The sequence below is a fragment of the Sphingomonas panaciterrae genome (assembly GCF_036890205.1).
Taxonomy (GTDB): Bacteria; Pseudomonadota; Alphaproteobacteria; order Sphingomonadales; family Sphingomonadaceae; genus Sphingomonas; species Sphingomonas panaciterrae.
On record NZ_JAKNQR010000001.1, the window covers coordinates 87,860 to 113,654 of the forward strand.

General features: G+C 66.2%; 22 protein-coding genes and 2 tRNA genes. 14 read left to right on the forward strand and 10 right to left on the reverse strand.

What is annotated here, in order from left to right:
- Nucleotides 1–38: 38 nt before the first annotated feature.
- From L8F96_RS00495 to L8F96_RS00520, 6 genes are all read left to right on the forward strand, one after another.
- A complete protein-coding gene (locus L8F96_RS00495; RefSeq protein WP_334654504.1) occupies nucleotides 39–671 on the forward strand; it encodes a phosphoribosylanthranilate isomerase in 633 nt (210 codons plus the stop codon).
- A complete protein-coding gene (trpB, locus tag L8F96_RS00500; protein WP_145118897.1) occupies nucleotides 668–1,897 on the forward strand; it encodes a tryptophan synthase subunit beta in 1,230 nt (409 codons plus the stop codon). The genes L8F96_RS00495 and trpB overlap by 4 nt, the downstream gene beginning before the upstream one ends.
- Entirely contained in the window at nucleotides 1,894–2,688 is a 795-nt protein-coding gene (gene trpA, locus L8F96_RS00505) for a tryptophan synthase subunit alpha (protein WP_145118895.1), read from the forward strand. The genes trpB and trpA overlap by 4 nt, the downstream gene beginning before the upstream one ends.
- Nucleotides 2,685–3,545 carry an acetyl-CoA carboxylase, carboxyltransferase subunit beta gene (gene accD, locus L8F96_RS00510; protein WP_145118893.1) on the forward strand — a complete coding sequence of 287 codons (861 nt, stop codon included), beginning with the start codon at nucleotides 2,685–2,687 and terminating at the stop codon, nucleotides 3,543–3,545. The genes trpA and accD overlap by 4 nt, the downstream gene beginning before the upstream one ends.
- A 114-nt stretch (nucleotides 3,546–3,659) precedes the next feature.
- Nucleotides 3,660–5,003 (forward strand): bifunctional folylpolyglutamate synthase/dihydrofolate synthase, encoded by a 1,344-nt coding sequence (locus tag L8F96_RS00515; RefSeq protein WP_334654509.1) that lies wholly within the window; start codon nucleotides 3,660–3,662, stop codon nucleotides 5,001–5,003.
- 65 nt (nucleotides 5,004–5,068) lie between these two features.
- Nucleotides 5,069–5,515, forward strand: coding sequence for a DUF6628 family protein (locus L8F96_RS00520; protein ID WP_334654511.1), 447 nt, complete (start codon nucleotides 5,069–5,071; stop codon nucleotides 5,513–5,515).
- Between the two features lie 10 nt (nucleotides 5,516–5,525).
- On the opposite strand, the gene L8F96_RS00525 is transcribed toward L8F96_RS00520, so the two are convergent.
- From L8F96_RS00525 to L8F96_RS00550, 6 genes are all read right to left on the reverse strand, one after another.
- Nucleotides 5,526–6,875: an AmpG family muropeptide MFS transporter gene (locus L8F96_RS00525; RefSeq protein ID WP_125944548.1), complete on the reverse strand. Its 1,350-nt coding sequence runs from the start codon at nucleotides 6,873–6,875 to the stop codon at nucleotides 5,526–5,528.
- Between the two features lie 187 nt (nucleotides 6,876–7,062).
- Nucleotides 7,063–7,139, reverse strand: a tRNA-Asp gene (locus L8F96_RS00530).
- A gap of 127 nt (nucleotides 7,140–7,266) precedes the next feature.
- Nucleotides 7,267–7,343: transfer RNA gene (locus L8F96_RS00535), tRNA-Asp, on the reverse strand.
- A gap of 24 nt (nucleotides 7,344–7,367) precedes the next feature.
- Complete coding sequence (locus L8F96_RS00540) at nucleotides 7,368–8,609, reverse strand: AI-2E family transporter (RefSeq protein WP_125944547.1); 1,242 nt, start codon at nucleotides 8,607–8,609, stop codon at nucleotides 7,368–7,370.
- Between the two features lie 134 nt (nucleotides 8,610–8,743).
- Nucleotides 8,744–9,469, reverse strand: coding sequence for a Crp/Fnr family transcriptional regulator (locus L8F96_RS00545; RefSeq protein ID WP_046410329.1), 726 nt, complete (start codon nucleotides 9,467–9,469; stop codon nucleotides 8,744–8,746).
- Between the two features lie 32 nt (nucleotides 9,470–9,501).
- Nucleotides 9,502–11,232: a class I adenylate-forming enzyme family protein gene (locus L8F96_RS00550; RefSeq protein WP_334654516.1), complete on the reverse strand. Its 1,731-nt coding sequence runs from the start codon at nucleotides 11,230–11,232 to the stop codon at nucleotides 9,502–9,504.
- 114 nt (nucleotides 11,233–11,346) lie between these two features.
- Here L8F96_RS00550 and L8F96_RS00555 point away from each other — a divergent pair, with 114 nt between their 5' ends.
- The 8 genes from L8F96_RS00555 to L8F96_RS00590 all read left to right on the forward strand — a co-directional run bounded on the left by L8F96_RS00555 (nucleotide 11,347) and on the right by L8F96_RS00590 (nucleotide 21,927).
- Complete coding sequence (locus L8F96_RS00555; RefSeq protein WP_334654518.1) at nucleotides 11,347–12,570, forward strand: serine hydrolase domain-containing protein; 1,224 nt, start codon at nucleotides 11,347–11,349, stop codon at nucleotides 12,568–12,570.
- A gap of 61 nt (nucleotides 12,571–12,631) precedes the next feature.
- Entirely contained in the window at nucleotides 12,632–14,662 is a 2,031-nt protein-coding gene (locus L8F96_RS00560) for a 3-hydroxyacyl-CoA dehydrogenase NAD-binding domain-containing protein (RefSeq protein ID WP_334654520.1), read from the forward strand.
- Between the two features lie 105 nt (nucleotides 14,663–14,767).
- On the forward strand, nucleotides 14,768–16,087 hold the full coding sequence (locus tag L8F96_RS00565) for an amidase family protein (RefSeq protein ID WP_145118885.1): 1,320 nt from the start codon (nucleotides 14,768–14,770) through the stop codon (nucleotides 16,085–16,087).
- Complete coding sequence (locus L8F96_RS00570) at nucleotides 16,087–16,491, forward strand: VOC family protein (protein WP_334654521.1); 405 nt, start codon at nucleotides 16,087–16,089, stop codon at nucleotides 16,489–16,491. Before L8F96_RS00565 ends, L8F96_RS00570 begins: the two co-directional genes overlap by 1 nt.
- The gene (locus tag L8F96_RS00575; protein ID WP_046410324.1) at nucleotides 16,488–17,672 is read left to right on the forward strand and encodes an acyl-CoA dehydrogenase family protein; all 1,185 of its coding nucleotides are present in this window, start codon (nucleotides 16,488–16,490) and stop codon (nucleotides 17,670–17,672) included. Before L8F96_RS00570 ends, L8F96_RS00575 begins: the two co-directional genes overlap by 4 nt.
- Before the next feature lie 137 nt (nucleotides 17,673–17,809).
- Nucleotides 17,810–18,937, forward strand: coding sequence for an acyl-CoA dehydrogenase family protein (locus L8F96_RS00580; protein ID WP_046410323.1), 1,128 nt, complete (start codon nucleotides 17,810–17,812; stop codon nucleotides 18,935–18,937).
- 134 nt (nucleotides 18,938–19,071) lie between these two features.
- Nucleotides 19,072–20,001, forward strand: a complete 930-nt coding sequence (locus tag L8F96_RS00585; RefSeq protein ID WP_334654525.1) for an acyl-CoA thioesterase — start codon at nucleotides 19,072–19,074, stop codon at nucleotides 19,999–20,001.
- An 81-nt stretch (nucleotides 20,002–20,082) separates the two neighbouring features.
- Nucleotides 20,083–21,927: a DUF885 domain-containing protein gene (locus L8F96_RS00590; RefSeq protein ID WP_334654527.1), complete on the forward strand. Its 1,845-nt coding sequence runs from the start codon at nucleotides 20,083–20,085 to the stop codon at nucleotides 21,925–21,927.
- Nucleotides 21,928–22,005: 78 nt separating this feature from the next.
- Here L8F96_RS00590 and L8F96_RS00595 read toward each other — a convergent pair whose 3' ends face one another.
- Genes L8F96_RS00595 through L8F96_RS00610 form a run of 4 tightly spaced genes read right to left on the reverse strand, consistent with a single transcriptional unit; the run spans nucleotide 22,006 to nucleotide 25,795 of the window.
- Complete coding sequence (locus L8F96_RS00595; RefSeq protein ID WP_334654529.1) at nucleotides 22,006–22,800, reverse strand: SDR family NAD(P)-dependent oxidoreductase; 795 nt, start codon at nucleotides 22,798–22,800, stop codon at nucleotides 22,006–22,008.
- 44 nt (nucleotides 22,801–22,844) lie between these two features.
- Nucleotides 22,845–23,609: an SDR family NAD(P)-dependent oxidoreductase gene (locus L8F96_RS00600; RefSeq protein ID WP_125944541.1), complete on the reverse strand. Its 765-nt coding sequence runs from the start codon at nucleotides 23,607–23,609 to the stop codon at nucleotides 22,845–22,847.
- Nucleotides 23,610–23,639: 30 nt separating this feature from the next.
- Nucleotides 23,640–24,710, reverse strand: coding sequence for a phosphotransferase family protein (locus L8F96_RS00605; protein ID WP_334654532.1), 1,071 nt, complete (start codon nucleotides 24,708–24,710; stop codon nucleotides 23,640–23,642).
- Nucleotides 24,707–25,795, reverse strand: a complete 1,089-nt coding sequence (locus L8F96_RS00610) for a Zn-dependent alcohol dehydrogenase (protein WP_125944539.1) — start codon at nucleotides 25,793–25,795, stop codon at nucleotides 24,707–24,709. The genes L8F96_RS00605 and L8F96_RS00610 overlap by 4 nt, the downstream gene beginning before the upstream one ends.

Genomic DNA, 25,795 nt, shown 5'->3' on the forward strand with positions numbered 1-25,795 from the left:
CGCCATCTTCCCTTCATCGCGTTCCTGCCGGAGATGCAATGACCACCGCCAAGATATGCGGGCTATCCACGATCCAGGCGCTCGATGCGTCCGTCGCAGGGGGCGCAAGCCACCTCGGCTTCGTATTCTATCCCCCGTCGCCGCGTCATCTCGCCTTTGAGCACGCCGGGGCGCTCGCCGCCCGCGTGCCGTCTCACGTGGCGCGTGTCGGCGTGTTCGTCGATCCCGACGATGATCTCGTCGCGGGCGCGGTGACGGCGGCGCGACTAACGATCATCCAGCTTCACAAGACCTCGCCGCAACGCATTGCGCAGCTTCGCACGGCAACCGGGCTGGAGACATGGGCCGCCCTCCCCGTGAAGACCCGGGGCGATCTCGAATCGGCGCGATCGCTGGCGGGTGCTGCCGACCGGATCCTCTACGACGCCAAGACGCCCGAGGGCGCACTGCCCGGCGGCATGGGTGTCCGGTTCGACTGGGCGTTGCTCGACGGCTTTCGTCATCCGACCGCATGGGCGCTTTCGGGCGGGCTCGATGCCAGCAACGTCGCGGAGGCGGCACGCCGCACCGGCGCGGCGCTGGTCGACGCTTCCTCCGGCCTCGAAACCGCCCCGGGCGTGAAGAACGTGGACAAGATAGCCGCGTTCCTGCAAGCGGTCGCCGCATCATGAATGCACCAAACACCTTCCGTGCTCAGCCCGACGATCGCGGTCACTTCGGCGACTATGGCGGCCGTTATGTTGCCGAGACGCTGATGCCGCTGATCCTTGAGCTGGAGCGGGAATATCGCGCCGCAAAGGGAGATCCGGCGTTCCAGGCGCAGTTCGACGACCTGCTGGAGCATTATGTCGGACGCCCCTCCCCGCTTTATTATGCGGAACGCCTGACGGACGCGCTGCGCGAGAATGCGGACCCTGGCATGGGCGCGCAGATCTGGTTCAAGCGCGACGAGCTGAACCATACCGGCGCGCACAAGATTAACAATTGTATTGGTCAGATCCTGCTCGCCATCCGGATGGGCAAGACGCGCATCATTGCGGAGACCGGTGCCGGCCAGCACGGCGTTGCGACCGCCACGGTCTGCGCCCGCTTCGGCCTGCCCTGCGTCATCTACATGGGCGCCAAGGACGTCGAGCGGCAGCAGCCGAACGTGTTCCGGATGAAGCTGCTGGGGGCTGAGGTCCGCGCCGTCATGTCGGGGGCGAACACGCTCAAGGATGCGATGAACGAAGCGATGCGCGACTGGGTCGCGAACATCCACGACACCTTCTACATCATCGGCACCGCGGCCGGCCCGCATCCCTATCCCGAGCTCGTCCGCGACTTCCAGAGCGTCATTGGGCGTGAGGCGCGGGCGCAGATGCTGGCACGCACCAGCCGCCTGCCCGACCTGCTGGTCGCCGCGATCGGCGGAGGGTCCAATGCCATTGGCCTGTTCCACCCGTTCCTCGATGATGCCGAGGTCGGCATGCTCGGGGTCGAGGCAGCTGGCGAGGGGCTGGAAAAGAAGCACGCCGCCAGCCTTGCGGGTGGTTTTCCGGGCATCCTCCACGGCAACAAGACCTATTTGCTCCAGGACGAGGACGGCCAAATTGCCGAGGCCCATTCGATCTCGGCCGGGCTCGACTATCCCGGCATCGGGCCCGAGCACGCCTGGCTGAAGGACATCGGCCGCGTCGACTATACCGCCGTCACCGATGAGGAGGCGCTCGACGCCTTCCAGCTTCTATGCCGGACGGAGGGAATCATCCCCGCGCTGGAGCCATCCCATGCGATTGCAGCAGTAGCGCGCAAGGCACGGGAAATGCGCGACGATCAGATCATCCTCGCCAATCTCTGCGGGCGCGGCGACAAGGACATCTTCACCGTCGCCCATGCATTGGGGGTGGCAATATGAGCGCGCGTCTGACGGCGGCTTTCCCGAACGACCGTGCCGCGCTGGTCACCTTCATCACCGCCGGCGACGGCGATACGCCGGCCGTGCTCGACGCGCTGGTGGCCGGCGGTGCCGACGTCATCGAACTTGGCATGCCCTTCACCGATCCGATGGCGGACGGCCCTGCGATCCAGGCGGCCAACATCCGCAGCCTTGGGAGCGGCACAACAACCGCTTCCATCCTGCAGATTGCAAAGGATTTTCGTGACCGGCACCCGGACGTACCGCTGGTGCTGATGGGTTACGCCAATCCGATGCTCCGCCGCGGCGCTGACTGGTTCGCCGCCGCAGCGCGCGACGCCGGGGTCGACGGCGTGATCTGCGTCGACGTTCCGCCGGAAGAGGACGACGCACTCGGACCGGCGCTGCGCAGCGCCGGGATCGACCTCGTCAGGCTGGCGACGCCCACCACCGACGATGCGCGGCTCCCCACCGTTCTGGAAGGCGCCTCCGGCTTCGTCTATTATGTGTCGGTGGCAGGGATCACCGGATTGCAGCAGGCCGCCCAGGCGTCGATCGAGGAATCCGTTGCGCGGCTGAAACGCGCGACTGATCTGCCGATCGCGGTCGGCTTCGGCGTGCGCACGCCGGATCAGGCGAAGGCTATCGCCCGCGTTGCTGATGGCGTCGTCGTCGGCTCCGCGATCGTGGAACTGGTCGAACGCTTCGACGCTGATGCGCCGGCGGCGATCCGCACCTATGTTGAGACTTTGGCGGTGGCGATCCGCGCCGCACGGAAGGAATTTGCATGAGCTGGTTGTCCAGCGTTCGTAACGCTTTGTCCTTCGTTGTTCCGGCAACGAAAGAGACCCCCGACAATCTCTGGCACAAGTGCAAGGGATGCGGGACGATGGTGTTCACCAAGGAGTTCGAGGAGAACCTGTCGGTCTGCCCCAGCTGCGACCACCATGGCCGCATCGGCCCGTCGGCACGGTTCAAGCAGCTGCTGGACGAGGGCAGCGCAGACGTGCTCGCCCCGCCGCCGGCGCCGGAGGATCCGCTGAAGTTCCGCGATTCCAAGCGATACGTCGATCGTCTCAAGACGGCGCGGGCCGACACGGGCGAGCAGGACGCCTTCCTCAACGCGCGCGGCACCATCCATGGTCGCCCCGTCGTGATCGGCGTGCAGGATTTCGCCTTCATGGGCGGCTCAATGGGCCAGGCCGTGGGTGAGGCGTTCATCCAGGGTGTCGAGACGGCGATCGCCGACAAGGCGCCCTATGTCGTCTTCACTGCCAGCGGCGGCGCGCGCATGCAGGAAGGCATCCTTAGCCTCATGCAGATGCCGCGCAGCACGGTGGCGATCCAGATGCTCCACGATGCGGGGCTGCCCTATATCGTCGTGCTCACCGATCCGACGTCTGGCGGCGTGATGGCCGCCTATGCGATGCTGGGCGACGTGCACATCGCCGAGCCGCGCGCGACGCTCGCCTTCACCGGCCGCCGCGTGATCGAGAATACCATTCGTGAAAAGCTGCCGGACGATTTCCAGACCAGCGAATATTACCTCGAACACGGGCTGATCGACATGGTCGTGCATCGCAAGGAACTGCGCGATCGCCTCGCCACGATCATCGGCTACCTCTGCGCGGAGCGGCAGGCCGCCTGATCGTTCCGCCATTGCCGCTCGCGCCACCGGCGCGGCGGCCATGCCGGCCCGGCGTCATTGGCTGCTCGGCCCGTGTCGCGCGGTTCATTCAGCGACGCCGAAGGCGGAACGACGATGCCCGATCACGCACATTCCCGCGACCCGGCCGTACAATTGCAGCTCGACCGGCTGTGGTCGCTGTCGCCCGGGGCGGATGTGCTCGGCCTGTCGCGAATCACCGAGCTTTTGGCGCGGCTCGGCAACCCGCACCTCCACCTGCCGCCCACGTTCCATGTCGCTGGCACCAACGGCAAGGGGTCGACCTGCGCCTTTCTTCGCGCCGCGCTGGAGGCCGCGGGAAAGTGCGTCCACGTCTATTCCAGCCCCCATCTGGTCCGCTTCAACGAACGGATTCGGGTCGCCGGGCGGCTGATCGACGACGCGACATTGGCACCGCTGCTGGCCGAAGTGCTCGATCGTGCCGGCGATGTCGGCGCCAGCTTCTTCGAGGTGACGACCGCCGCGGCCTTCCTGCAATTCTCCCGTTCTCCGGCCGACGCCTGCATCATCGAGGTGGGCCTCGGTGGCCGGCTCGACGCAACCAACGTCATCCACCCGCTTGTCTGCGGCATCGCCGGCCTCGGGATTGATCACGAGGCGTTCCTGCTCGCCGAAGAGGCGGGCACACCGATCGAGCCGATAGCCCGCATCGCGTTCGAGAAGGCCGGCATCGCCAAGCCCGACGTGCCATTGGTGACGCAGCATTACCCGCCAATCGCTGCTGAGGCGATCGCAAGTGTCGCTGCCAGCCGCGGCGCACCGTTGGCGGCGCGAGCCGACAAATGGCAGGCAACCCACGACGGCTTCGCCATCCTCTATCGGGACGCACAAGGCGTGCTGCAGCTGCCACTGCCGACGCTCGCCGGCCAGCATCAGTGCGACAATGCCGCGCTCGCCGTCGCCATGCTGCGCCACCAATCATTGATCGACATTCCGCAAGCCGCGCTCGCCGCCGGGATCCGCGCAGCGCGCTGGCCGGCGCGGATGCAGCGACTGGAACATGGCCCGTTGCTCGACCTTCTTCCTCGTCAGCCCACCGATGGCGTGTGGCTGGACGGCGCGCACAACGAATCGGCCGCCGCTGCCATCGCTACGGACTGGCCCCATAAGGCGGCGACCACCATCATCCTGGGTGTTCTGGCAAACAAGGATGCTGGCGCGATCCTTCGGCACATGATCGGCATGGCGCGGTCGGTCAGCATCATTGCGCTGCCGGTCCCGGGGCACGCCTGCCACGACCCCGCCGCCCTCGCTAGGCAGGCAACGGCACTAGGGGCCACAACCGGCCTTGTGGCTAACGATATCCGGCATGCCTTTCGCGTTGCTGCAGACCTGCCCGTCGCGGACCGCATGCTGATTGCCGGCTCGCTTTATCTCGCTGGCACCGTCCTGGAGGCGAACGACGAAGCGCCGCAATGACGCCTTGAGTTGCGATTGACTTGCAATAGCGGATTATAGACAAGTGCGACAGAGGAGTCGCCAGCATGTCCATGTCCGTACCGCCGTCATCAGTCACAGAGCGCCTGTCGGTCCTGCCGCACACGCTGCCCGCATGTGAGAACGCCCGGTTGGTGCTGTTCGCGATCCGCCGCATGGGGGCGAACGGCCTCGCGGATGCCCGCGCCGCGCACGCCATGTTCACCGCCTTCGGCGAACGCTTTCGCCGTCCGCTGATGCTGGTGCGCGCGCTGATGGCGGATTTGGCCACCTCCGCCGCTGGGCCGATCTCCATCACGCATTGCTGCTGCTCGCGCATGACCCATGCCGAGAGCGCGCTGATGCACGTCCTCGCGCGCGTCGAGCGTTACCCGGACAATGCCCGCCTCCTGCTGGCTGACCTGCTCGGCATCCGCCGCGTCGACGGCATCCTCGCCAGCGCAGCGGTGGTCGCCGCTGCCTTCGCTGACGAAGGGCGACCGATCACCTGTTGATGAGCAATGGTCAGCCCGGCTGCGATGCCCCGGCTGCGGCGACCTCCGGCTCTTCGGAAACCTCCTGCCGTGCCGTATCGACCACGAAGCCGCGCTTCCACAGAACCCACAACAGCACCAGTCCCGGCAGCGCGACGATCATCGTCACGATCCAGAACCCGACCCAGCCAAACGCCTCCGCGACATAGCCCGATGGCGTCGACAGCCACGTACGCCCGACCACCGCGAAGGAGGTCAGCAGCGCGAACTGGGTCGCGGTGTAGGCGACGTTGGCCAGACCCGACAGATAGGTAGCAAACACCGTCAGGCCGATGCCGCTCGTCACCTGTTCCGTCGCCACCGCGATGAACAGCCAGGTGGGCGAATGTCCCTTGGCGGCAAGGATTGCGAAGGTCGCGTTGGACAGCATCATCAGCACGCCCGATACGAACAGCGCCCGCCCCATGCCGAGCCACGCCAGAAACGGTGCGCCAATCGCCGTGCCGATCAGCAATCCCCACAGCCCGACGACCTTGTTGATCGCCAGGAACTCCTTGTCTGAAAAGCCAAGTTCGACGATCATCGGGTTGAGCATGCCCTGCCCCATCGCATCGCCCAGCTTGTAGACCAGCACGAACATCAGGATTAGCAGCGCACCGCGCCGGCGGAAGAATTCGCGGAAGGGGCTGACCACCGTGTCGTTGAACCAGCCGCGCCCGCCGCGCTGTACCACCTGGTCATGCAACCCGCGGCCGATCCACAGCGCGGCCAGCGCGCCGGGCAGCACGCACAGCGACGTCAGTCCATAGCCGAGCGCCCAGCCAAGCCCCAGGCCCTCGCTGGAGGCGACGGCGATCGTCCCCACGCCGGCGATGAAATTGCCGGTGCGATAACCGAACTGGTTCGCCGCGGTGCCGTGCGCCAGTTCGTCGTCCGGCAGGATCTCGATGCGATAGGCGTCGATGACGATATCCTGCGTCGCCGACAGGAACGCGGTGACGATGGCCCAAAAGGCGAAAGTGCCGATGTGCAGTTCGGGCTGGCTCGCGCCCAGCATCCAGACCGACGCGAAGAGCAATGCCTGAACCACGAACAGCCATGCCCGGCGCTGGCCGAACCATCCGGTCAGGATCGGCAGGCGGACGCGATCGATCAGCGGGGCCCAGAGGAATTTCAGCGTATAGGGGGTGGTCAGCCCGACGGCGAAACCAATCGTCTTCTTGTCGATCCCGACCTTCGCTAGCCAGAACGTCATCGTGCCCAGCAGCAGCGTCAGCGGAAAGCCGCTGGATATGCCCAGCAGGAAGGCAGCGGCCGGACGTGGTCGCAAATAGGGCTTCATTGCCGCGACAAAGCCGCGTCGCGCCACCGTTTCGGTCATCTACGCCTTACCTCCCGCCCCGCATTGCCAGGCGGACTAGCCGATCAGCGCGCACTCGTCATCCTGCCGGATCGGTGCGCGCGCCAGACGGTGCGTCAGGCGCGAAACGACGTGTCTGGCGGCTCGCGAGAGCTCCATGATCGGTGTTTCAGGAAGATCGAAAACAAAACGCCACCCCGGGATGGGGTGGCGCGAGTGACGGGGCTCGAACCCGCGACCTCCGGCGTGACAGGCCGGCGCTCTAACCAACTGAGCTACACCCGCTCTTATCTGCCCCGATCATCGCCCGATGAGCGATCCCGAGGCACTTACCCCATGGTGCCGAAAAACCGGCACACGAACGACAACGTCGTCGGAGTTCCCACTGATCTGCACCAACTCCGCAAGGGAGTGGCGCGAGTGACGGGGCTCGAACCCGCGCCCTCCGGCGTGACAGGCCGGCACTCTAACCAACTGAGCTACACCCGCTTGGATCAGCGTGGAGGCGCGCCACTATGCCACGGGCGCGGGACTGTCAACGACTGCGGCGTCACTTTTTTCGCTCGTCCGCACTCCGTTCTGCGGCTGGCGCACCAATGTACCATGTTCAAAGAGGAAGCCTGCGATGTCTGGCTTGCCCGCACCCTTGAGGATCGTCTGGATGATGATCAGCAGCGGCACGGCCAGCAGCGCGCCGACGGTGCCCCACACCCATCCCCAGAAGCTCAGCGAGACGAGGATCAGCACCGGGTTGATGGTCAGGCGATGGCCGACGACCAGCGGCGTGACGACGTTCGCCTCGATCAGGTGCAGGCCATACATGATCGCCGGCGCCGCCATCGCGGTGCCAACGTCGCGAAAGGTCATCAGGCCGCCAATGGCGACCAGCAGCGCCGCGATCACCGGTCCGAAATAAGGGATGTAGTTGAACAGCGCGACGATCCCGCCCCACATCAACGGGAAGGGCATGCCGAGCAGATGAAGCGCGCCTGCCGTGATGAGGCCCAACACGATGTTGATCGCGGTGATCGTGCCCAGATAGCTCGACACGTCGTCCACCACCTGCTGGATGACCCGCGCGGTCGCCATCGCGCCGCCAAAGCTTTCGCGATTGGTGATCAGCCGCTGGCGGATTCGCGTCCACCCCGACAGGAAAAAGAACGTCACCAGGACGGCATACAGCACCTGGATGATGACCGCGGGCGCCGAGGTCGCCGCCAGTTCCAGGATCGAGCTGGGCGGCGCCACCGCGGCCGTGGGCGATTGCCGCACATTGCTCGTCGCCAGCCGCTGCAGCGTCCGGTTCGCATAGCGCTCCAGGTTCGAATACAGGTCCAGCAGCGGCTCCAGATTCTTCTGGATGCGATCGATGCGCGTGGGCAGCAGCTGGAAGAAGTCGATCGCCGGCACCACGATCGCCGCCAGCGCGATGTTCGCCGCCACCAAAAACAGCAGGACGCAGAACAGCGCCGCAATCGGTGGTGGCACGCGCCGCGCCTCGATCCACTCCAGCAGCGGGATGAGCGCGACGGAGACGACCAGCGCCACTGCGGTCGGCATGAAGAACTCGGCCCCCGCCTTCAGCGCAAAGGGCAACCCCACCACCAGCCCGAAACCTGCGGTCAGCGTCAACGCCGCCAGCAAGCGATCGCGCCTGAGGGCGACGCGCGGGTCCTCCGGCGCCGGCGCCGCGGCCGGCGCTGGCTGGTCCTGCACGATCGAGGGCGCCGGGAAACCGGAAACGGGATCAGCCATGACGATCGACTCTGGTAGGAAGCGAGACAATGCGCCGCGCTTGCCGGTGCCTCGCCATAACGGTCACCTGCGGCAATGACCATTGAGCGCGATGGGGGTGAGCGCGTCGCCGCAAATTGTCCCGCGACACCCCACTAGTTCACCCAAGGGCCGTCCTCGAGGTAGAGATAATCCGGCTCGAACTCGCCCAGCCGCGCCAGCCGCGTCATGTCGAGTATCTGCACCCGCCCCCGCGCCACGACGGCCAAGCCCTCCTCGCGCAACCGTCGCACCACGCGATTGACGTGGACGCTGGTCAGCCCGACCGCCTCGCCCAGGTCCTGCTGCGTCAATGGAAGGTCGAAGCTCTGGTCCTGGACCCGTCCGACCGCGGCAAGGCGGCAATAGGCCTCGCAGATGAAGTGCGCGAGCCGCCCGGCGGCGTCGAGGCGCCCGATGCGGAAGATCCACTCACGATGCGCCGCCGCGTCCAGCATCGTGCTGAACCACAAGAGGAAGCCGAGATGCGGCCGTTCCGCCATGATCGCGTCGATCCGCTCGTGCGGGACCAGCGCGACGGTCGCCTCGGTGATCGTCGCCACGTCATGATCGATGCAGCGTGTCGGGTAGCCGTGCAGATCGACAAAATCGCCCGGCACCTGATAGGACAGCAGCTGGCGATACCCGTCGCGTGCATCCATGAAGCGGCACATGTGCCCCTCGATCAGGAGCGTGCTGTACCGCATGCGCTCCCCGCGCCGCGAAACCACCTTGCGCGCCGGATACCGCTCCACGCGCTCCACCGCACTTTCCAGGGCAGCGAGTTCGTCGGCGCTCAATTCGTTGCGGCGCCGGCCACGCAGAAAATCCTTGGTGTGCACTGCATACCCCTTTGTTGCGAGGTCGCAACGCTTCAGGCGGCGACACGATCCTCAAAGTAGCTTTTCAGGTCGCGCTTCAGAATTTTGCCATTGGCGTTTCGCGGCAGCATCTCGTCACAGAAATGGATCGCCACCGGCACCTTGAACGCCGCCAGCCGCTCGCGCACCCATTGCTGCAGCTCCGCCTCGCTCGCCTGCATGCCGGGGGCGAGGTGAACGACGGCCGCTGGCTCCTCGCCCAGCGTGCGGTGCGGGATTCCGATCAGCGCGCAATCGGTGACCGCCGGATGATCGTAGAGGACGTTCTCCACCTCGCTCGAATAAATGTTCTCGCCGCCGCGGATCACCATGTCCTTGGCGCGGTCAACGATGAAGCAGAACCCCTCCTCGTCAAGCCGCGCGAGGTCGCCGGTCCGGACCCAGCCATCGACGAAGGTCGCCGCCGTCGCTTCCGGCTTGTTCCAATAGCCCTTCACGATCATCGGCCCCCGCGCCCACAATTCGCCGACCTCGCCCGGCGGCAACTCGCGCCCCTCGGCATCGGTCACCTTCAGGTCAGCGACCGCCACGGCAGGGCCGCAGCTTTCGGGGCGCTGCAGATAATCCTCACCCGAATGGGTCGTCACCGTCGCGGTCGTTTCGGTCATGCCCCAGCCGTTGCCGGGCGCCGACTTTAGCTCGCCGGCGATCTTGCGCACCAGCTCGGGCGCGGACGGCGCGCCGCCATAGCCGATCGTCTCCAGGCTGGAGAGGTCGTAGCGGTGCCGCTCGGGATGCTCGAGCAACTGCCAGGCGATCGTCGGGACGCCGCCGGTCGAATTCACCTTTTCGCGCTCGATGATCTCCATCGCGCGGATCGGCTCGAACTTGCGCATGTAAATGATCGTATGGCCGGCGGCCACGGCTCCCATCAGTCCGGATGACAGCGCCGTCGCGTGGAACAGCGGGATTACCGTCAACGCCACCTTGGGGGTCGGTTCTGGCAGCGGATCGCCGCGGCGCAGGACCGTGCGCGCCATCGCATAGCCGGTCGACAGGATGTTGGTCATGAAGTTGCGGTGCGTGCCCAGCGCGCCCTTGGGCTTCCCCGTCGTGCCGCTGGTGTAGAGGATGGTCGCCTCATCCTCGGGTACCAAGCCGGCATCGGGTAGATCACCCGCCGGTAGCGCCGCCCAGTCATGCGGCGTACCGATGATGTCCTCCAGCCGCTCGGCCCCCTCCAGCGGCTGGGCCGCGCGGCTGACCAGGATGCGCGTAACGCCGGGATAATCTGCGCGCAGGTCCGCCACACGTTCCCAGCGCTCGTCGTCGGCGATCAGCACCTTGGCGCCCGAGTCCGTCAGGCCATAGACCAGTTCCTCGCCCGTCCACCACGCGTTGAGCGGCACCGCTATCGCGCCCAGCACCGTGGTTGCGAAAAAGGCCACGATCCATTCGGGCAGGTTGCGCATTGCGATCGCCACCCGGTCGCCCTTGCGCACCCCGCCCGCCGCCAGATCGGCGGCCAGCGCGACGATGGCGCGGTGCTGCGCATCATAGCTGACGCGCTCATCCTCGTAGATCGTTGCCAGCCGCTCGCCATGCCCGCGCGATACCGCCACCAGCGCGGCCATGTGGGGCGGCGCATTCTTCCACACCCGCGTCGGAATGCCGTGGATCGTGACGGTTTCCATCTCGAACTTCGTGCCCGGCGCGGTCAGCAACGCCTCTGCCTCTTTGATCGAGACGGCGGGCCAGGATGCGGCCAGAGGTTGCGTTGCCACGACAAATTTCTCCCACGGTAAAATTCGCTTCGGTATTGCGCGACGTTAGGATTGATTCCCGCCCTGCTCAAGCGATAGGGAGAGGAGAATTAGAAACAGGGGTATGGAGGGGCCATGAAGATCGCGTCACCCGAGAAGCACGGCTTCGACAGCCAGCGGCTGGGCATGATCGATACCTTCCTGAAGGAACGGTACCTCGATTCGGGTGAGTTCCCGAACACCCAGCTGCTCGTGTCGCGCGACGGCGAAATCGTGCATTTCTCGTCGCAGGGGGCGGCGCGAGAGGGTGGCGCGAAGCAGATCGACGAAGGCAGCCTGTTCCGTATCGCCTCGATGACGAAACCGATCACCTCGGTAGCGTTCATGATGCTGGTGGAGGAATGCAAGGTCGCACTCGACACGCCGGTCCATCACGTCCTTCCCGAATTCAAGAAGCTGGGCGTCTATGCCGGTGGTGGCGCAGGCGTCCCCTTCATGACCCGCCCGACCGAAGAACCGATGCGGATGGTCGATCTGCTGCGGCACACCTCGGGTCTCACCTACGGCTTCCAGAACCGCTCCAACATCGATGCCGCGCATCGCGAGCTGAAGCTGGAGAACTGGCACGGCAATTACGATCTCGACGGCTTTGTTGCTGAACTCGGCAAGCTGCCGCTCGAATTCTCGCCCGGGACCAGCTGGAACTATTCCGTCTCCACCGACGTGCTCGGCGCGGTGGTGCAGCGCGTGTCGGGCATGTCGCTGCCGCAGTTCTTCGAACAGCGCATCTTCAAGCCGCTGGGCATGAACGACACCGGCTTCACCGTTCCTTCGGAAAAGCTCGATCGTCTGGTCGATTGCTATACCTTGGTGCCCGGCAAGGGCCGCGTGATGTTCGACCGCGCCGAGGAAAGCATGTGGTCGACGCCGTTCACGCTCGTTTCGGGCGGCGGCGGGCTCGTCTCCACCGCGCTCGATTACCAGCGTTTCTGTCAGATGTGCCTCAACGGCGGGACGCTCGACGGGGTGCGCATCCTGGGTCGCAAAACGATCGACCTGATGACGCAGAACCATCTGCCCAATGGCGCGGACCTCTCGTTGATGTCGCGCTCGCTGTTCAGCGAGACGCAGAATGCCGGCACCGGCTTTGGCCTCGGCTTCGCAGTCACGATCGACACCGCGCGCTCGATGATGCCGGGCAGCGTCGGCGAATATTATTGGGGTGGCATGTTCTCCACCGCCTTCTTCATCGATCCGGTCGAGCGGCTGACCATGGTCTTCATGACCCAGCTGTCGCCCAGCATGATCTATCCCATCCGGCGCGAGCTCAAGACGATGATCTACTCGGCGCTCAAGTAACGAACCCTTCCGGCCAGTCCGCCGGCCAAACGACCATCCTGTTTTTGGAGACCAACGCACAATGACCTCCCCCGTCCGCTTCGAACGCCACGACGACGTTCTTGTCATCATCTCCGATTCGCCGCCGGTGAACGCGCTCGGCGCGGCCGTGCGCGACGGGCTGAAGGAAGGCGTCAGCCAGGGGATCAACGATCCCGCGATCAAGGCGATGGTGATCCGCTGCGACGGCAAGACTTTCTTCGCCGGCGCTGACATCACCGAATTCGGCAAGCCGCCCAAGGGCGCGTCGCTCCACGAAGTCATCGACATGATGGATTCGAGCGAGAAGCCGATCGTCGCGGCAATCCACGGCACCGCGCTAGGCGGCGGCTGCGAAGTCGCGCTCGCCTGCCACTATCGCGTTGCCGTCCCCTCGGCGGTGATGGGCCTTCCTGAGGTGAAGCTCGGGCTGCTCCCCGGCGCCGGCGGCACGCAGCGCCTGCCGCGCATCGTCGGCGTGAAGGCCGCGCTGGAGATGGTCGCGATCGGCGATCCGATCCCGGCCAAGAAGGCGGCCGAGGTCGGCCTGGTCGACCGCGTCGTCGGTGAGGACTCGCTGGAAGCGGACGCGATCGCCTTCGCCCGCGAGATCGCCGACAAGAAGCCGATCCCGCGCGTCCGCGACAAGACGGTCGCCCCCGATCCCGAGGCAGTCGAGGAGTTCAAGAAGAAGCACGGCCGCCGCATGCGCGGCTTCGACGCGCCGGCCGCCAACATCGCCTGCGTCGTCGCCGCCAGCGAGCTTCCCTTCGATGAGGGCATGAAGTTCGAGCGCGAACAGTTCATGAAGCTGATGACCGGCACGCAGTCCGCGGCGCAGCGCCACCTGTTCTTCGCCGAGCGTCAGGCCGCCAAGATCGACGACGTCGATCCCAAGACCCCGCTTCGCCCGATCAACAAGGTCGGCGTGATCGGCGCCGGCACGATGGGCGGCGGCATTTCGATGAACTTCCTGTCGGCCGGCATCCCGGTCACCATCGTCGAGATGCAGCAGGAAGCGCTCGACCGCGGTACCGGCGTGATGCGCAAGAATTACGAGGCATCGGCCGCCAAGGGCCGGATCAAGCCCGACGCGCCGGAGAAGGCGATGGGCCTCCTCACCCCGACGCTGAAGCTCGAGGATCTCGCCGACTGCGATCTCATCATCGAGGCGGTGTATGAGAATATGGACGTCAAGAAGGAGCTGTTCACCAAGCTCGACGCCATCGCCAAGCCCGGCGCGATCCTCGCCACCAACACCAGCTACCTCGACGTCGACGAGATCGCCGCGGTGACGAAGCGTCCCGAGGACGTGGTCGGCATGCACTTCTTCTCGCCGGCCAACGTCATGCGCCTGCTCGAAGTGGTGCGCGGCGAAAAGACGGCGAAGGACGTGCTCGCCACCGTCATGGCGCTGGCCAAGAAAATCAAGAAGGTCGCCGTCGTCGCCGGCGTCTGCCACGGCTTCATCGGCAACCGCATGCTCAGCCCGCGTCAGATCGAGGCGAACAAGCTCCTCATGGAAGGCGCGACGCCGCAGCAGATCGACAAGGTCCATGTCGAATTCGGCATGCCGATGGGCCCGTTCCAGATGGCCGATCTCGCCGGCGTCGACATCGGCTGGCATCGCGATCCGACCCGGATCGAAAGCATCCGCGACGCGCTCGCCGCCGAGGGTCGCTGGGGCCAGAAGAAGGGCGCCGGCTATTACGATTACGACGAGAAGCGTAACGCCACGCCCAGCCCGCGCGCGCTCGAGATCATCGAGGAGTTCCGCGCCAAGTCGAACCTGCCCAAGCGCGAGATCACCGATCAGGAGATCGTCGAGCGCACGCTCTACACGATGGTCAACGAAGGCGCGCTGATCCTCGAAGAGGGCAAGGCGCAGCGCGCGAGCGACGTGGATGTGGTCTGGATCATGGGCTATGGCTGGCCGGTCTATCGCGGCGGCCCGATGTTCTGGGCGCAGAATGAAGTCGGCCTGAAGAAGATCGTCGAAGGCCTTGAAAAGCATGGCTTCAAGGTCGCCGAGAGCCTCAAGACCGCAGCCGAGACGGGCGCTGCGCTGAAGTGACCGAAACGTGCCCCGCCCTGCCCGTCGCGCCGTGGTGCCGCCGCTCCCCTTCCGGGGCCGGCGTTGCCACGCGCGGCGGGCAGGCGGGCACAGGAGCACGGGCCGATGACTGAACGCACCGCTTTGCAAACCGCCGCCGCGGTCCGCTCTCGCGCCACCACCGCGCTGGCGGAAACCGAGGCGGCGATCGCCCGGATCGAGGAGCGCGACGGCCCGCTCAACGCCGTCGTGGTGCGTGATTTCGATCGCGCCCGCGCCGCGGCGGCCGAGCTCGACGCGCGCATCGCGCAAGGGTTCGACGGCCCGCTCCTCGGCGTGCCGATGACGATCAAGGAAAGCTATGACGTCGCCGGCCTGCCGACGACCTTCGGCTTTGCCGAGCATCGCGATTTCACTGCGGCGGAAGACGCCATCACCGTCCGCCGGCTGAAGGCGGCGGGCGCGATCATCCTGGGCAAGACCAACGTTCCCCCCGCCCTGTCGGATCTACAGTCCGACAATCCCGTCTATGGCCGCACCAACAATGCGGTGAACCCTGATCGGGTCGCGGGCGGCTCGTCCGGCGGGTCGGCCGTCGCGCTCGCCGCCGGCATGGTCCCGCTCGAATTCGGCTCCGACATCGGCGGCTCGATCCGCGTGCCCGCCGCCTTCAACGGCGTCTGGGGGCACAAGACCACCTGGGGTGTCATCCCCACGGAGGGCCACTACATGCCCGGCACCGACGGGGCGCGCACCGTCCTGTCGGTGCTCGGTCCGATGGCGCGCGATGCCGACGATCTCGAAACCGCGCTCGACATCGTCGCCGATCACCCGCTCGCCCCTGCCCGCCGCCACGGTGACAAATGGCGCTTCCTGCTCCTCACCAGCCATCCGATGGCAAAGGTGCAGCAATCGATCATCGCCGCACTCGAACGGGTCGCAAACGCGCTGCGGGAAACCGGCGCCACCGTCGACACCAGCAGCGATCTCCTCCCCGATCTCGAACGCCAGCACGCCGGCTATTGGCAGATGCTCAACATCGCCATGTCGCGCCGCGCCCCGCGTCCCGAGGGGCAGGCCGCGCCCGAGCTCGAACCCTGGCTTCACCTCCATGACGAGCAGGCCCGCAACCAGCGCCAGTGGCGCCGTCTGTTCGAACGCTACGATGCGGTGATCGCGCCCACGGTGGGCATGACGGCCTTCCCGCACGATCCCACACCGCTCGCCACCCGCCGCCTCTCGATCGACGGCGAGGACACGCAATTCTTCCACCAGTTCGTCTTCCCCGGCCTCGCCACCTTCCCGATGCTGCCCGCCACCAGCGTGCCGATCGGCAAGGATGCGGACGGGCTGCCGATCGGCGTCCAGGTGATCGCGGACCTCTACGCCGACCGTACCGCCATCGCCGCGGCGCGCGACATCCACGATGCGGCGGGGGCCGCATAATGACCGTCGGCCGCATCCTCTTCACCAAGTTCGTCGCGCAGGATCTGCCGCGCGCGCTCACCTTCTATGCGCAAGCGTTCGGCTTCACGGAGCGCAATCGCATCGCGCTTCCGGGGATGGAAGAGGTGCTGATCGGCCTCCCGGACGATCCCTTCACCCTCGTCCTCTATCATCACACCGACGGCCGCGCGCTGGTGCGCGGGGACAATCACGGGCCGCTCGGCCTGTCGACCCGCGACATCCAGGCCGCCTGGGAACGCGCGATCGCCGCCGGTGCCACTGCCGTTCGCCCGCCGGAGGATCTCCCCGGCATGCGCATCGCCTTCCTCGATGATCCGGAAGGCCACACCATCGAACTCATCCAATATCTGCGCGAGAAGACCCGCGAAGGAGCAAGCGAATGACCGATCTTGATCAGTTCCGCGCCGAGACGCGCGCGTGGCTCGAGGCGAATTGCCCGCCCGAGATGCGCGAGCCGATCCGCAGCGAGAAAGACAGCGTCTGGGGTGGCCGCGACCAAAGCGCCATGACCCCGGCGCAGAAGCAATGGATGGACGCCATGGGTGCCAAGGGCTGGACCGTGCCCGATTGGCCCAAGGAATATGGCGGCGGCGGCCTCTCGGCGGCCGAAACCAAGATCCTGCGCGAGGAAATGGCCCGCATCCGTGCGCGCAACCCGCTGTCCTCCTTCGGCATTTCGATGCTCGGACCGGCGCTGCTGAAATACGGCACCGAGGAGCAGAAGAAGGAGCATCTGCCCAAGATCGCGCGCGGCGAGATCCGCTGGTGCCAGGGCTATTCGGAGCCGAACGCCGGGTCCGACCTCGCCAGCCTCGCCACCTCGGCGGAGGACAAGGGCGATCACTTCCTCATCAACGGCCAGAAGATCTGGACCAGCTACGCGAATTACGCGGACTGGATCTTCTGCCTCGTGCGCACCGACAAGACGAACAAGCACAAGGGCATCAGCTTCGTCCTGTTCGACATGCAGACGCCCGGCGTCTCGACCAAGCCGATCCTCTTGATCAGCGGCTATTCGCCCTTCTGCGAAACCTTCTTCGACAATGTGAAGGTGCCGAAGGAGAACCTCGTCGGAGAGCTCAACAAGGGCTGGGACGTCGCGAAATACCTGCTCGGCCATGAGCGTGAGATGATCTCGAACATGGGCCTCGGCGGCGGTGGCAGGAACCCGCTGATCGAGGGCGCGATCGCCACCATCGGCCTCGATCATGACGGTCGCCTCGCTGATCCGCTGCTGCGCGCCAAGATCGCCGAGTTCGAGGTCCGCTCCAAGGCGTTCGCCGCCCAGTCCGAACGCTTCATTGACGAGCTAAAGGCCGGTCGCGCGCACCCCGCCCAGCCGTCGATGATGAAATATTACGGCACGGAGCTGAACAAGGCGCGCCACGAACTGCTGATGGCCTCGGGCGGCTCGGACAATCTGGAATGGGAAAGCGAGCGGTCGCGCGGCGGTGCGCCGGCACGCGACTGGCTGCGCACCAAGGCGAACTCGATCGAGGGCGGCACCAGCGAGGTGCAGCTCAACATCATCTCGAAGCGCATCCTGGAGCTGCCGGGCGCGTGATCGGGTCGCCCTTCCCCTCGCGGGAAGGGCGCGCTCGCCAGACCATCTACGGGAAGCGGGTGGCGCGGCCACGGGCCTGCCGCCGCTTCCCACCTCCTCCGGCGCTCATGCGCGCCGGGGCGTAATAGGGACGAACGATGCCTCTTTTCCTGAACGAAGATCAGACCATGCTGCGCGACACCGCGCGCGATTTCGTGGCCGATTCCGCCCCCGTCAGTCACATGCGCAAGCTGCGCGACGACAATGACCAGACCGGCTTCTCGCGCGACCTGTGGAAGCAGTTCGCCGACATGGGCTTCACCGGCATCCTCATCGACGAGGCACAGGGCGGCCTTGGCCTCGGCCATGTCGAGGCGGGCGTCGTGCTCGAAGAAATCGGTCGCAACCTGTCGCCCTCGCCCTTCCTTCAGACCGCCGTCGCCGCGGTCGAGGCGATGAAGGGCACGCCGCACGCGGATCGCTGGTTCCCCGGCATTCTCGCTGGTGAGACGGTTGCCGCGCTCGCGATCGACGAAGGCGCGAAGCACCGCTCGTCGGTTGCCATGAAGGCGGAGCGCGCCGGCAACGGCTTCAAGCTCACCGGCGCCAAGCAGTTCGTCCACCACGGCCATGTTGCTGACGTGGTGATCGTCGCCGCGCGCACGGCCGGCTCGGCCGATGATCAGGACGGCGTCACGCTGTTCGCCGTGCCCAAGGATGCCGCTGGCATGACCGCCAAGGCCGAGCGTCTGACCGACGCCAGCCTCGCGGCGCGGATCGAGTTCGACGGTGTCGAGGTCGATGCCGACGCCGTGATCGGCGAGGTTGACGCCGGCCGCACGCCGCTCGATCGCCTGCTGCGCGCGGGCCGTGCGGCTGCCGCTGCCGAAATGCTCGGTGTCGGCGCTGGCGCGATGGACATGACGGTGAACTACCTCAAGGAGCGCAAGCAGTTCGGCGTGCTGATCGGCAGCTTCCAGGCGCTGCAGCACCGCGCATCGCATCTCTACAGCGAGATGGAAGTGGCCCGCGCCGCCGTGCTGAAGGCACAGCAGCTGCTCGACGCCGGTGATGAGAAGGCGGACGCTGCCGTCTCGGTCGCCAAGGCGATGACCGGCCTCGCCACGATGCTCAGCGTGCAGGAGGGCATTCAGATGCACGGCGGCATCGGCATGACCGATGAATATGACATCGGCTTCTACATGAAGCGCCAGCGCGTCCTGGCCGAACTGTTCGGCGACGCGAACTTCCACGCCGATCGCCTCGCGCGCGCGGCCGGCTATTGACGCTTTTCCCCTCCTTCCAGCAGGAGGGAGGGGAACGACATCCGGGGGGCAAGGCAATCGGCGACGCATGGTGGCACTTCCACGTGGCGCGACCGTCCTTGGCCCTGTCGTTTCAGGCCCAGGGATTGGAATAGATGAGCGACACCTCCGACAGCACGCCTCCCCCTACCGATACCCGGCCCACTCCTACGCCTGAATCGCTCGCCGCCGATCTCGTCGACCTGCTCGACGTCGAGGAGATCGATACCGATCTCTACCGTGGCCGCCGGTCCAAGGGCGGCGTGGGCCGCGTCTTCGGTGGTCAGGTAATCGCGCAGGCGCTCCAGGCCGCGCAGCGCTCGACCGATGCGCCCAAGATCGCCCATTCGCTCCACGCCTATTTCATGCGGCCGGGCGACGAAAATTTCCCCATCGTCTACCGCGTCGTGCGCGACTTCGAAGGGCGCAGCTTCGCCACCCGCCGCGTCATCGCGATGCAGCGCGGCGCTCCGATCCTCAACCTTGCCTGCTCGCTGCAGGTGCCGGAGGAAGGCTTCCATCATCAGGATGCGATGCCCGACGTGCCGCCGCCGGAATCGTTGCCGACCGAGGCGGAGCTTCGCGCCCGCGACGCCGTGCACCTCCCCGAAAAGCAGCGGCGCATGGTCACCCGCCCGCGCCCGATCGAGATGCGGCCGGTGTTTCCGCGCAAATGGTTCAATCCCATCCCCAGCGAACCGATCCAGCACAGCTGGTTCCGGGTCATCGCGCCAATCGGGGATGATCCCGCGATGCACCGAGCGGTGCTGTCCTATGCGTCGGATATGGCGCTGCTCGGCACCTGCATGCTGCCGCACGGCGTCAACTGGACGACCCCCGGGTTCCAGAGCGCCAGTCTCGATCACTCGATCTGGCTGCACGAGGATTTTCGCGCCGACGAATGGCTGCTCTACGCCACCGACAGCCCCTGGGCTGGCCACGCGCGCGGCATGAACCGCGGGCAGGTCTTCACCCAGGATGGCCGCCTCGTCGCAACGGTGGCGCAGGAAGGGCTGATCCGCCAGCGCACGCCCCGCGCCGAATAGCGGCTGATGGCCGCTTCCTGCTTCTGCTCCCGCCCGCATGCTGGTTGAGGGGCACACCCTCCTGTCCTCCAGGATCCATCCATGACCATCGATCGCCGCGATTTTCTCTTCGGCACCGCCGCGCTTGCCGCGAGCACCGCCCTCGCCCCGCCGGCGCTGGCGCAGGCCCCAGTGGCGGACGCTGACGCGGCTGCCCTCGCGCTGCTCGATCAGCAGGCCGACGCACTTCTCACCGCCTATCCCGACGGCGCGGCGTATCTCGGGCTCGACCAGGGCAAGCGGCTGGCGCTGAAGGCCAGGCTCACTGATCGCAGCGCCGATGCGGAAGCCGCCCGTCGCAGCGACGCCGCGCAGCGGCTCGCCCGCCTGCAGCGGATCGATCGCACCGCCCTGACGCCGGCCGTCGCAACCCATGTCGAAACCGTGATCGCGGCGCATGAGATCGCGCTCGACGGCTGGCAGCGGATGCCAGTCGGCGACATGGCCTTTCTGTCGAACAACAACTATCGTTCGACTCCCTATGTGGTGACTCAGGGCAATGGCGCGTTCGTCGACACGCCGGATTTGCTCGAGAACAAGCATCAGGTCGCAAGTCGCGCGGATGCCGAGGCATACCTTGCGCGGCTGGAGGCCTATGCCGGTCAGCTCGAGGCCGAAACGCGCCGGATACAGGCCGATGCGGGCCAGAACGTTCTGCTGCCGGCCCCCTTCAACGACATTACGGCCGCGCAATTGCGCGCCGGCGCCGCGCAGCCTGCGGCCGAACAGGGGATGATCCGCACCTTCGCCGACAAGGTCGCCAAGGCGGGCCTGACCGGCGACTGGACCACCCGCGCCACCGCCATCGTCGACCGCCGGATCGCGCCCGCCCTCGTACAGCAGGCCGACACGCTGGCCTCGTTCCGCTCGCGCGCACCGGAGGATGGCGGCATGTGGCGGATGCCCGACGCGGAGAATCGCTACGCATGGCTCGCCGAGGCCGCCACTACGACGAAGCGCACGCCGGACGAGATCCATGCATCCGGCCTCGAGCAGTGCCGCGCCTACGCTGCCGAGCTGGACCCGTTGCTCCGCGCACAGGGGCTAACCCAGGGCACGCCCGGGGAGCGGCTCGCCGCGCTCGGCAAGCGCCCGGACCTCCTGTTCGCGAACAACGACGCGGGCCGTGCCGAGCTTCTCGCCTATCTCAACACTGTGGTCGACCGCCTCCGCCCGGGTCTGCCGCAGGCCTTCGGCAAGCTCGTCCGCGGCAATCTGGTCATCAAGCGGGTGCCGCCAGCGATCGAGAATGGCGCGCCCAACGGCTACGCCGGCCCCGGCGCGCTGGATGGCTCGACGCCCGGCATCTACTACATCAACCTGCGCGATACCGCGAACTGGCCGCGCTTCGAACTTGCTACGCTCACATTCCACGAAGGCATCCCGGGGCACATCTGGCAGGGCGAATATACCTTTGACCTGCCGCTGATCCGAACGCTGCTCGCCTTCAACGCCTATTCCGAAGGCTGGGGCCTGTATGCCGAGCAGATCGGAGCGGAGCTTGGCTATTATGACGACGATCCCCTCGGTAGGATCGGCTATCTGCAGTCGATGAACTTCCGCGCCGCGCGCCTGGTGGTCGACACCGGCCTGCATCATAAACGCTGGTCAGTCGATCAGGCGGTACGCTGGCTGATGGCGGCGACCGGCTATACCGAGAGCCGGGCACGGTCAGAGATCAACCGTTATTGCGTGTGGCCGGGTCAGGCGCTGGGCTACAAGACCGGCCACAATGAGATCAACCGCCTGCGCGACGCCGCCAGGCAGAAGCTCGGCCCGCGCTTCGACGTACGTGGCTTCAATGATGCGGTGGTTCAGGCCGGCGGGATGCCGCTCGGCGTACTCGGCAAGGTGGTCGACCGCTGGTGTAAGACCGTACCGGCCTGATCGATCAGCAGTTTGCTGGTCCGCAGCGTCTCCGGAGACGTGGTTCAACCGCTTCCGGAGGCGCTGGAACCTGCTCGCTCAGGCGCTGGTGCGCCCATATTCCTGCTTGGTCACCGGATGGCTGGACGACAGCCCGCCATCCACCGCCACCGCCTGCCCGTTGACATAGCTTGCATCATCCGAGGCAAGGAACAGCGCCACCTTGGCCAGTTCCTCCGGCTGCGCGCCGCGTCGCAGCGGATTGAGGCGGCCCACGCGATCGATCTTGCCTGCCTCACGCGCATAATCGAACACCGATTGCGTCATGCCGGTCTCGGTCAGGCCGGGGCAGATCGCGTTGACGCGAACGTTGGATCCCGACAGCTGCTGTGCCGAAACCTGTGCGAGGTTGATGACGCCCGCCTTGGACGCGGAATATGCCGGCGACCCCGCGCCCGAGCGAATACCGGCCACGCTTGCCGTCAGGATGATCGCGCCGCCTCCCCGCTCGGCAATGCGGGGGGCGCCATGCTTGATCGCCAGGAACGGTCCGATCAGGTTGACGCGCAGCACCTCGCTAAACAGGCTGACGTCGGTATTGAAGATGTTCGCCATCCCGCCCGAGATGCCGGCATTGGCGAACATGATATCGAGCCCGCCGAAGCTGTCGCAGGCGAGTGCGATGGTGCGCAGCACATCCTCTTCGTTACCGGCATCCATCTCGATCGCCTGGGCCGTACCACCGGCTTCCCGGATTGCGGCAGCCGTCGCCTCAGCCCCCACCTTGTCCGCAACGACGACCCGGCCGCCCTCTGCCGCAAACAGCGTCGCCGCCGCGCGGCCGATGCCGGAACCTGCGCCCGTGACAATGATCGACTTGCCCGTGAACCTCACTTCAACCTCCGCTCAAACCCTGCGCTACGCTGCTCGCGTGATCCTCAGATCGTCACGCCGCCGTCGATGACCATCGTCTGCCCGGTCATGAAGCCGCTCGCCTTGGACGCGAGGTACACAACCGCACCAGCAATCTCCTCGGGCTCCCCGATGCGGCGCAGCGGCGTGGTCCGGTTCCGTTCGGCGACGGCGGCTTCGTCTTCCCACAGCGCCTTGGCGAAGTCGGTCTTGATCAATCCCGGCGCGATGCAATTCACCCGGATACCGTGCTTGCCATATTCATGGGCAAGGTTGCGGGCGAGCTGCATGTCCGCTGCCTTGGAGATGCAGTATGCGCCAATGACGGTCGACCCGCGCAGGCCCCCGATCGACGAAACGATCACGATCGAACCTTCTCCCCGCTCCTTCATCTCAGGCGCCACCATCGTGATCAGCCAGTGGTTGGAGAGGATGTTGTTGTCGAGGATCTTGCGGAACTGCTCGTCCGCAATCCCTTCCTGCGGCCCGTAATATGGGTTGGAGGCTGCGTTGCAGACCAGGCAATCGATGCGGCCAAATGCGCGGCGACTCTCATCGACGAGGGTCTGCAGCGCCGCCTTGTCCGAGATGTTGGCGGCCACTGCGATCGCTGTGCCTTCACCGAAGCGGGCGTTGATCTCGTCCGCGACGGCTTGCGACGCATCCTGCTTGCGGCTGGAGATCACGACCTTCGCGCCCTGCTCAGCGCAGGCGATCGCGCTGGCCTTGCCGATGCCGCGCGACGACCCGGTAATCACGACGACCTTGCCGGTCAGATCGAACAAACTCATAGCTACTTCTCTTCTTGTAGAAGGCGCGGGTTACGCGCCTGCCTTGACGGCGAAGGACCAGGCCGCATCGGCCAGCATCGGCACACGCGCGCTGGTCGCCTCGGCATTGGCGCTGGACGCCGTGCCGATCAGGAAGCGCTTGCGGATGCCCTGGACGATCGAGGCGAGGCGGAACAGGTTGAACGCCAGCAGCCAGTTGAGATCGGGAATGCCATCGCGCCCGGTCTTTTCGCAATAGCGCGCGACGACTTCCTCGACGGTCGGAATCCCGGTCTCCGGCCCGGTCAGCCCCATCACGCCCGAACGGCCCTCCGGCTCCGTCACCCAGCTGATCAGGAAATAGCTGAGGTCAGCAAGCGGATCGCCCGTCGTGCAGAGCTCCCAGTCGAGCACCGCCGCGACGCGCGGTTCGAGGCCCGGCGCGAACTTCATATTGTCACAGCGGTAATCCCCATGGACGATCGTGGTGCGCGTCTGCTCCGGGATAGTACGTGGCAGCCACTCGATCAGCCGCTCCATCGCCGGCATATGCTCGGTCTCGGCGCCGCGATATTGCTTGGTCCAGCGGCTCACCTGCCGCTCAAAGTAATTGCCCGGCCGCCCGAAATCCTCGAGCCCCGTCGCCTTCAGGTCGACGTTGTGGAGCGCCGCCAGGGTATCGATCATCGCGTTGTAATGCGCACGCCGCGTATCGGCATCCATGCCCGGGAAGGAGCCGTCCCAGATCGTTCGGCCGTCCACCATCTCCATGACGTAGAAGGCGGAACCGATGACGTTGTCGTCCTCGCACAGGCCGTACTGCCGCGGCACTGGGAAGCCGGTCGGGTGGAGCGCGGCCATTACGCGATATTCGCGATCCACCTGGTGCGCAGACGGCAACAGCTCGCCCATTGGCTTGCGGCGAAGCACGTAATTGCGCCCCGGCGTCATCAGCTTGTACGTCGGGTTCGATTGCCCGCCGGCGAACTTCGCATAGGTCAGCGGACCCGCGAAGTCCGGAACATGTGCTTCCATCCAGGTGGTGAGGCGATCGGTGTCCAACCGATCGCGCTCGCTGATCTCCGCCTGAAGGCCGGTATCTTCCGCCACCGCCGTGCTCATTGATCGAACACGATCACGCTGCGCGTCGCATCGCCCTTGCGAAGCTCATCAAACGCGTCGTTGATCCGGTTGAGCGGCAGGCGCTCTGCGATGATCGTGTCGAGGTCGAGCATGCCGCGCATGTAGAAATCGACGAGGCGCGGGATGTCCACCGGGAAGCGGTTCGATCCCATGATGCCGCCCTGCAGCTTCTTGCCCGACAGCAGTTCCATCGCGGAAAGGCCGACCTTCGAGTCGAGCGGCATCATGCCTAGGATCGTCGCGGTGCCGCCGCGGCGAAGGACGTCTACGGTCGTCTGCGCTGATTCTCGCCGGCCGACCGCCTCGATCGCGTGGTGAACGCCGCCTTTGGTCAGTTCCACCACTTCGCCGACGACGCCGTCGGCCAACGGGTCGAACGTGTGGGTCGCGCCCAGCTTCTCGGCGACAGCGCGCTTCTCCGGCACCGGATCGAGCGCGATGATCTTGCCCGCGCCGGCGATCTTCGCGGCATTCACCGCGGCAAGGCCAATGCCGCCGCAGCCGACGACGCAGACCGTCTCGCCCGGCGTCACGTCCGTGGTGTTGAACACGGCGCCGGCGCCCGTCGTCACGGCGCAGCCGATCAGCGCGGCACGGTCGAGCGGCATTTCCGGGTCGATCGCGACGCAGGCATGCTCGTGCACCAGCATCTGTTCGGCATAGGCCGACAGGTTCAGCATCTGGTTGACGTTGCCGCCGTTCGCCAGGCGAAGCCGCGGCTCCGCCGTTGGCCCACGGCGCGTCTCGGCGCTGACGCACAGGAACATGCGGCCCGTGATGCAGAACTCGCAATGGCCGCAGAAGGCGCTGAGGCAGGTGACGACCGCATCGCCAACCTTCACCGTGCGCACTTCATCACCCACCGCCTCGACGATGCCGGCGGCCTCGTGCCCCGGGATCGCCGGCAGCGGATGCGGATAGGCACCGTCGACGAAATGAAGATCGGAACGGCAGACGCCGCACGCGACGGTGCGGATCAGCACCTCGTGCGGGCCGGGCTTGGATACGACGACGTCCTCGATCTGGAGCGGCGCCTTGGTTTCAAAGATGACGGCGGCTTTCAC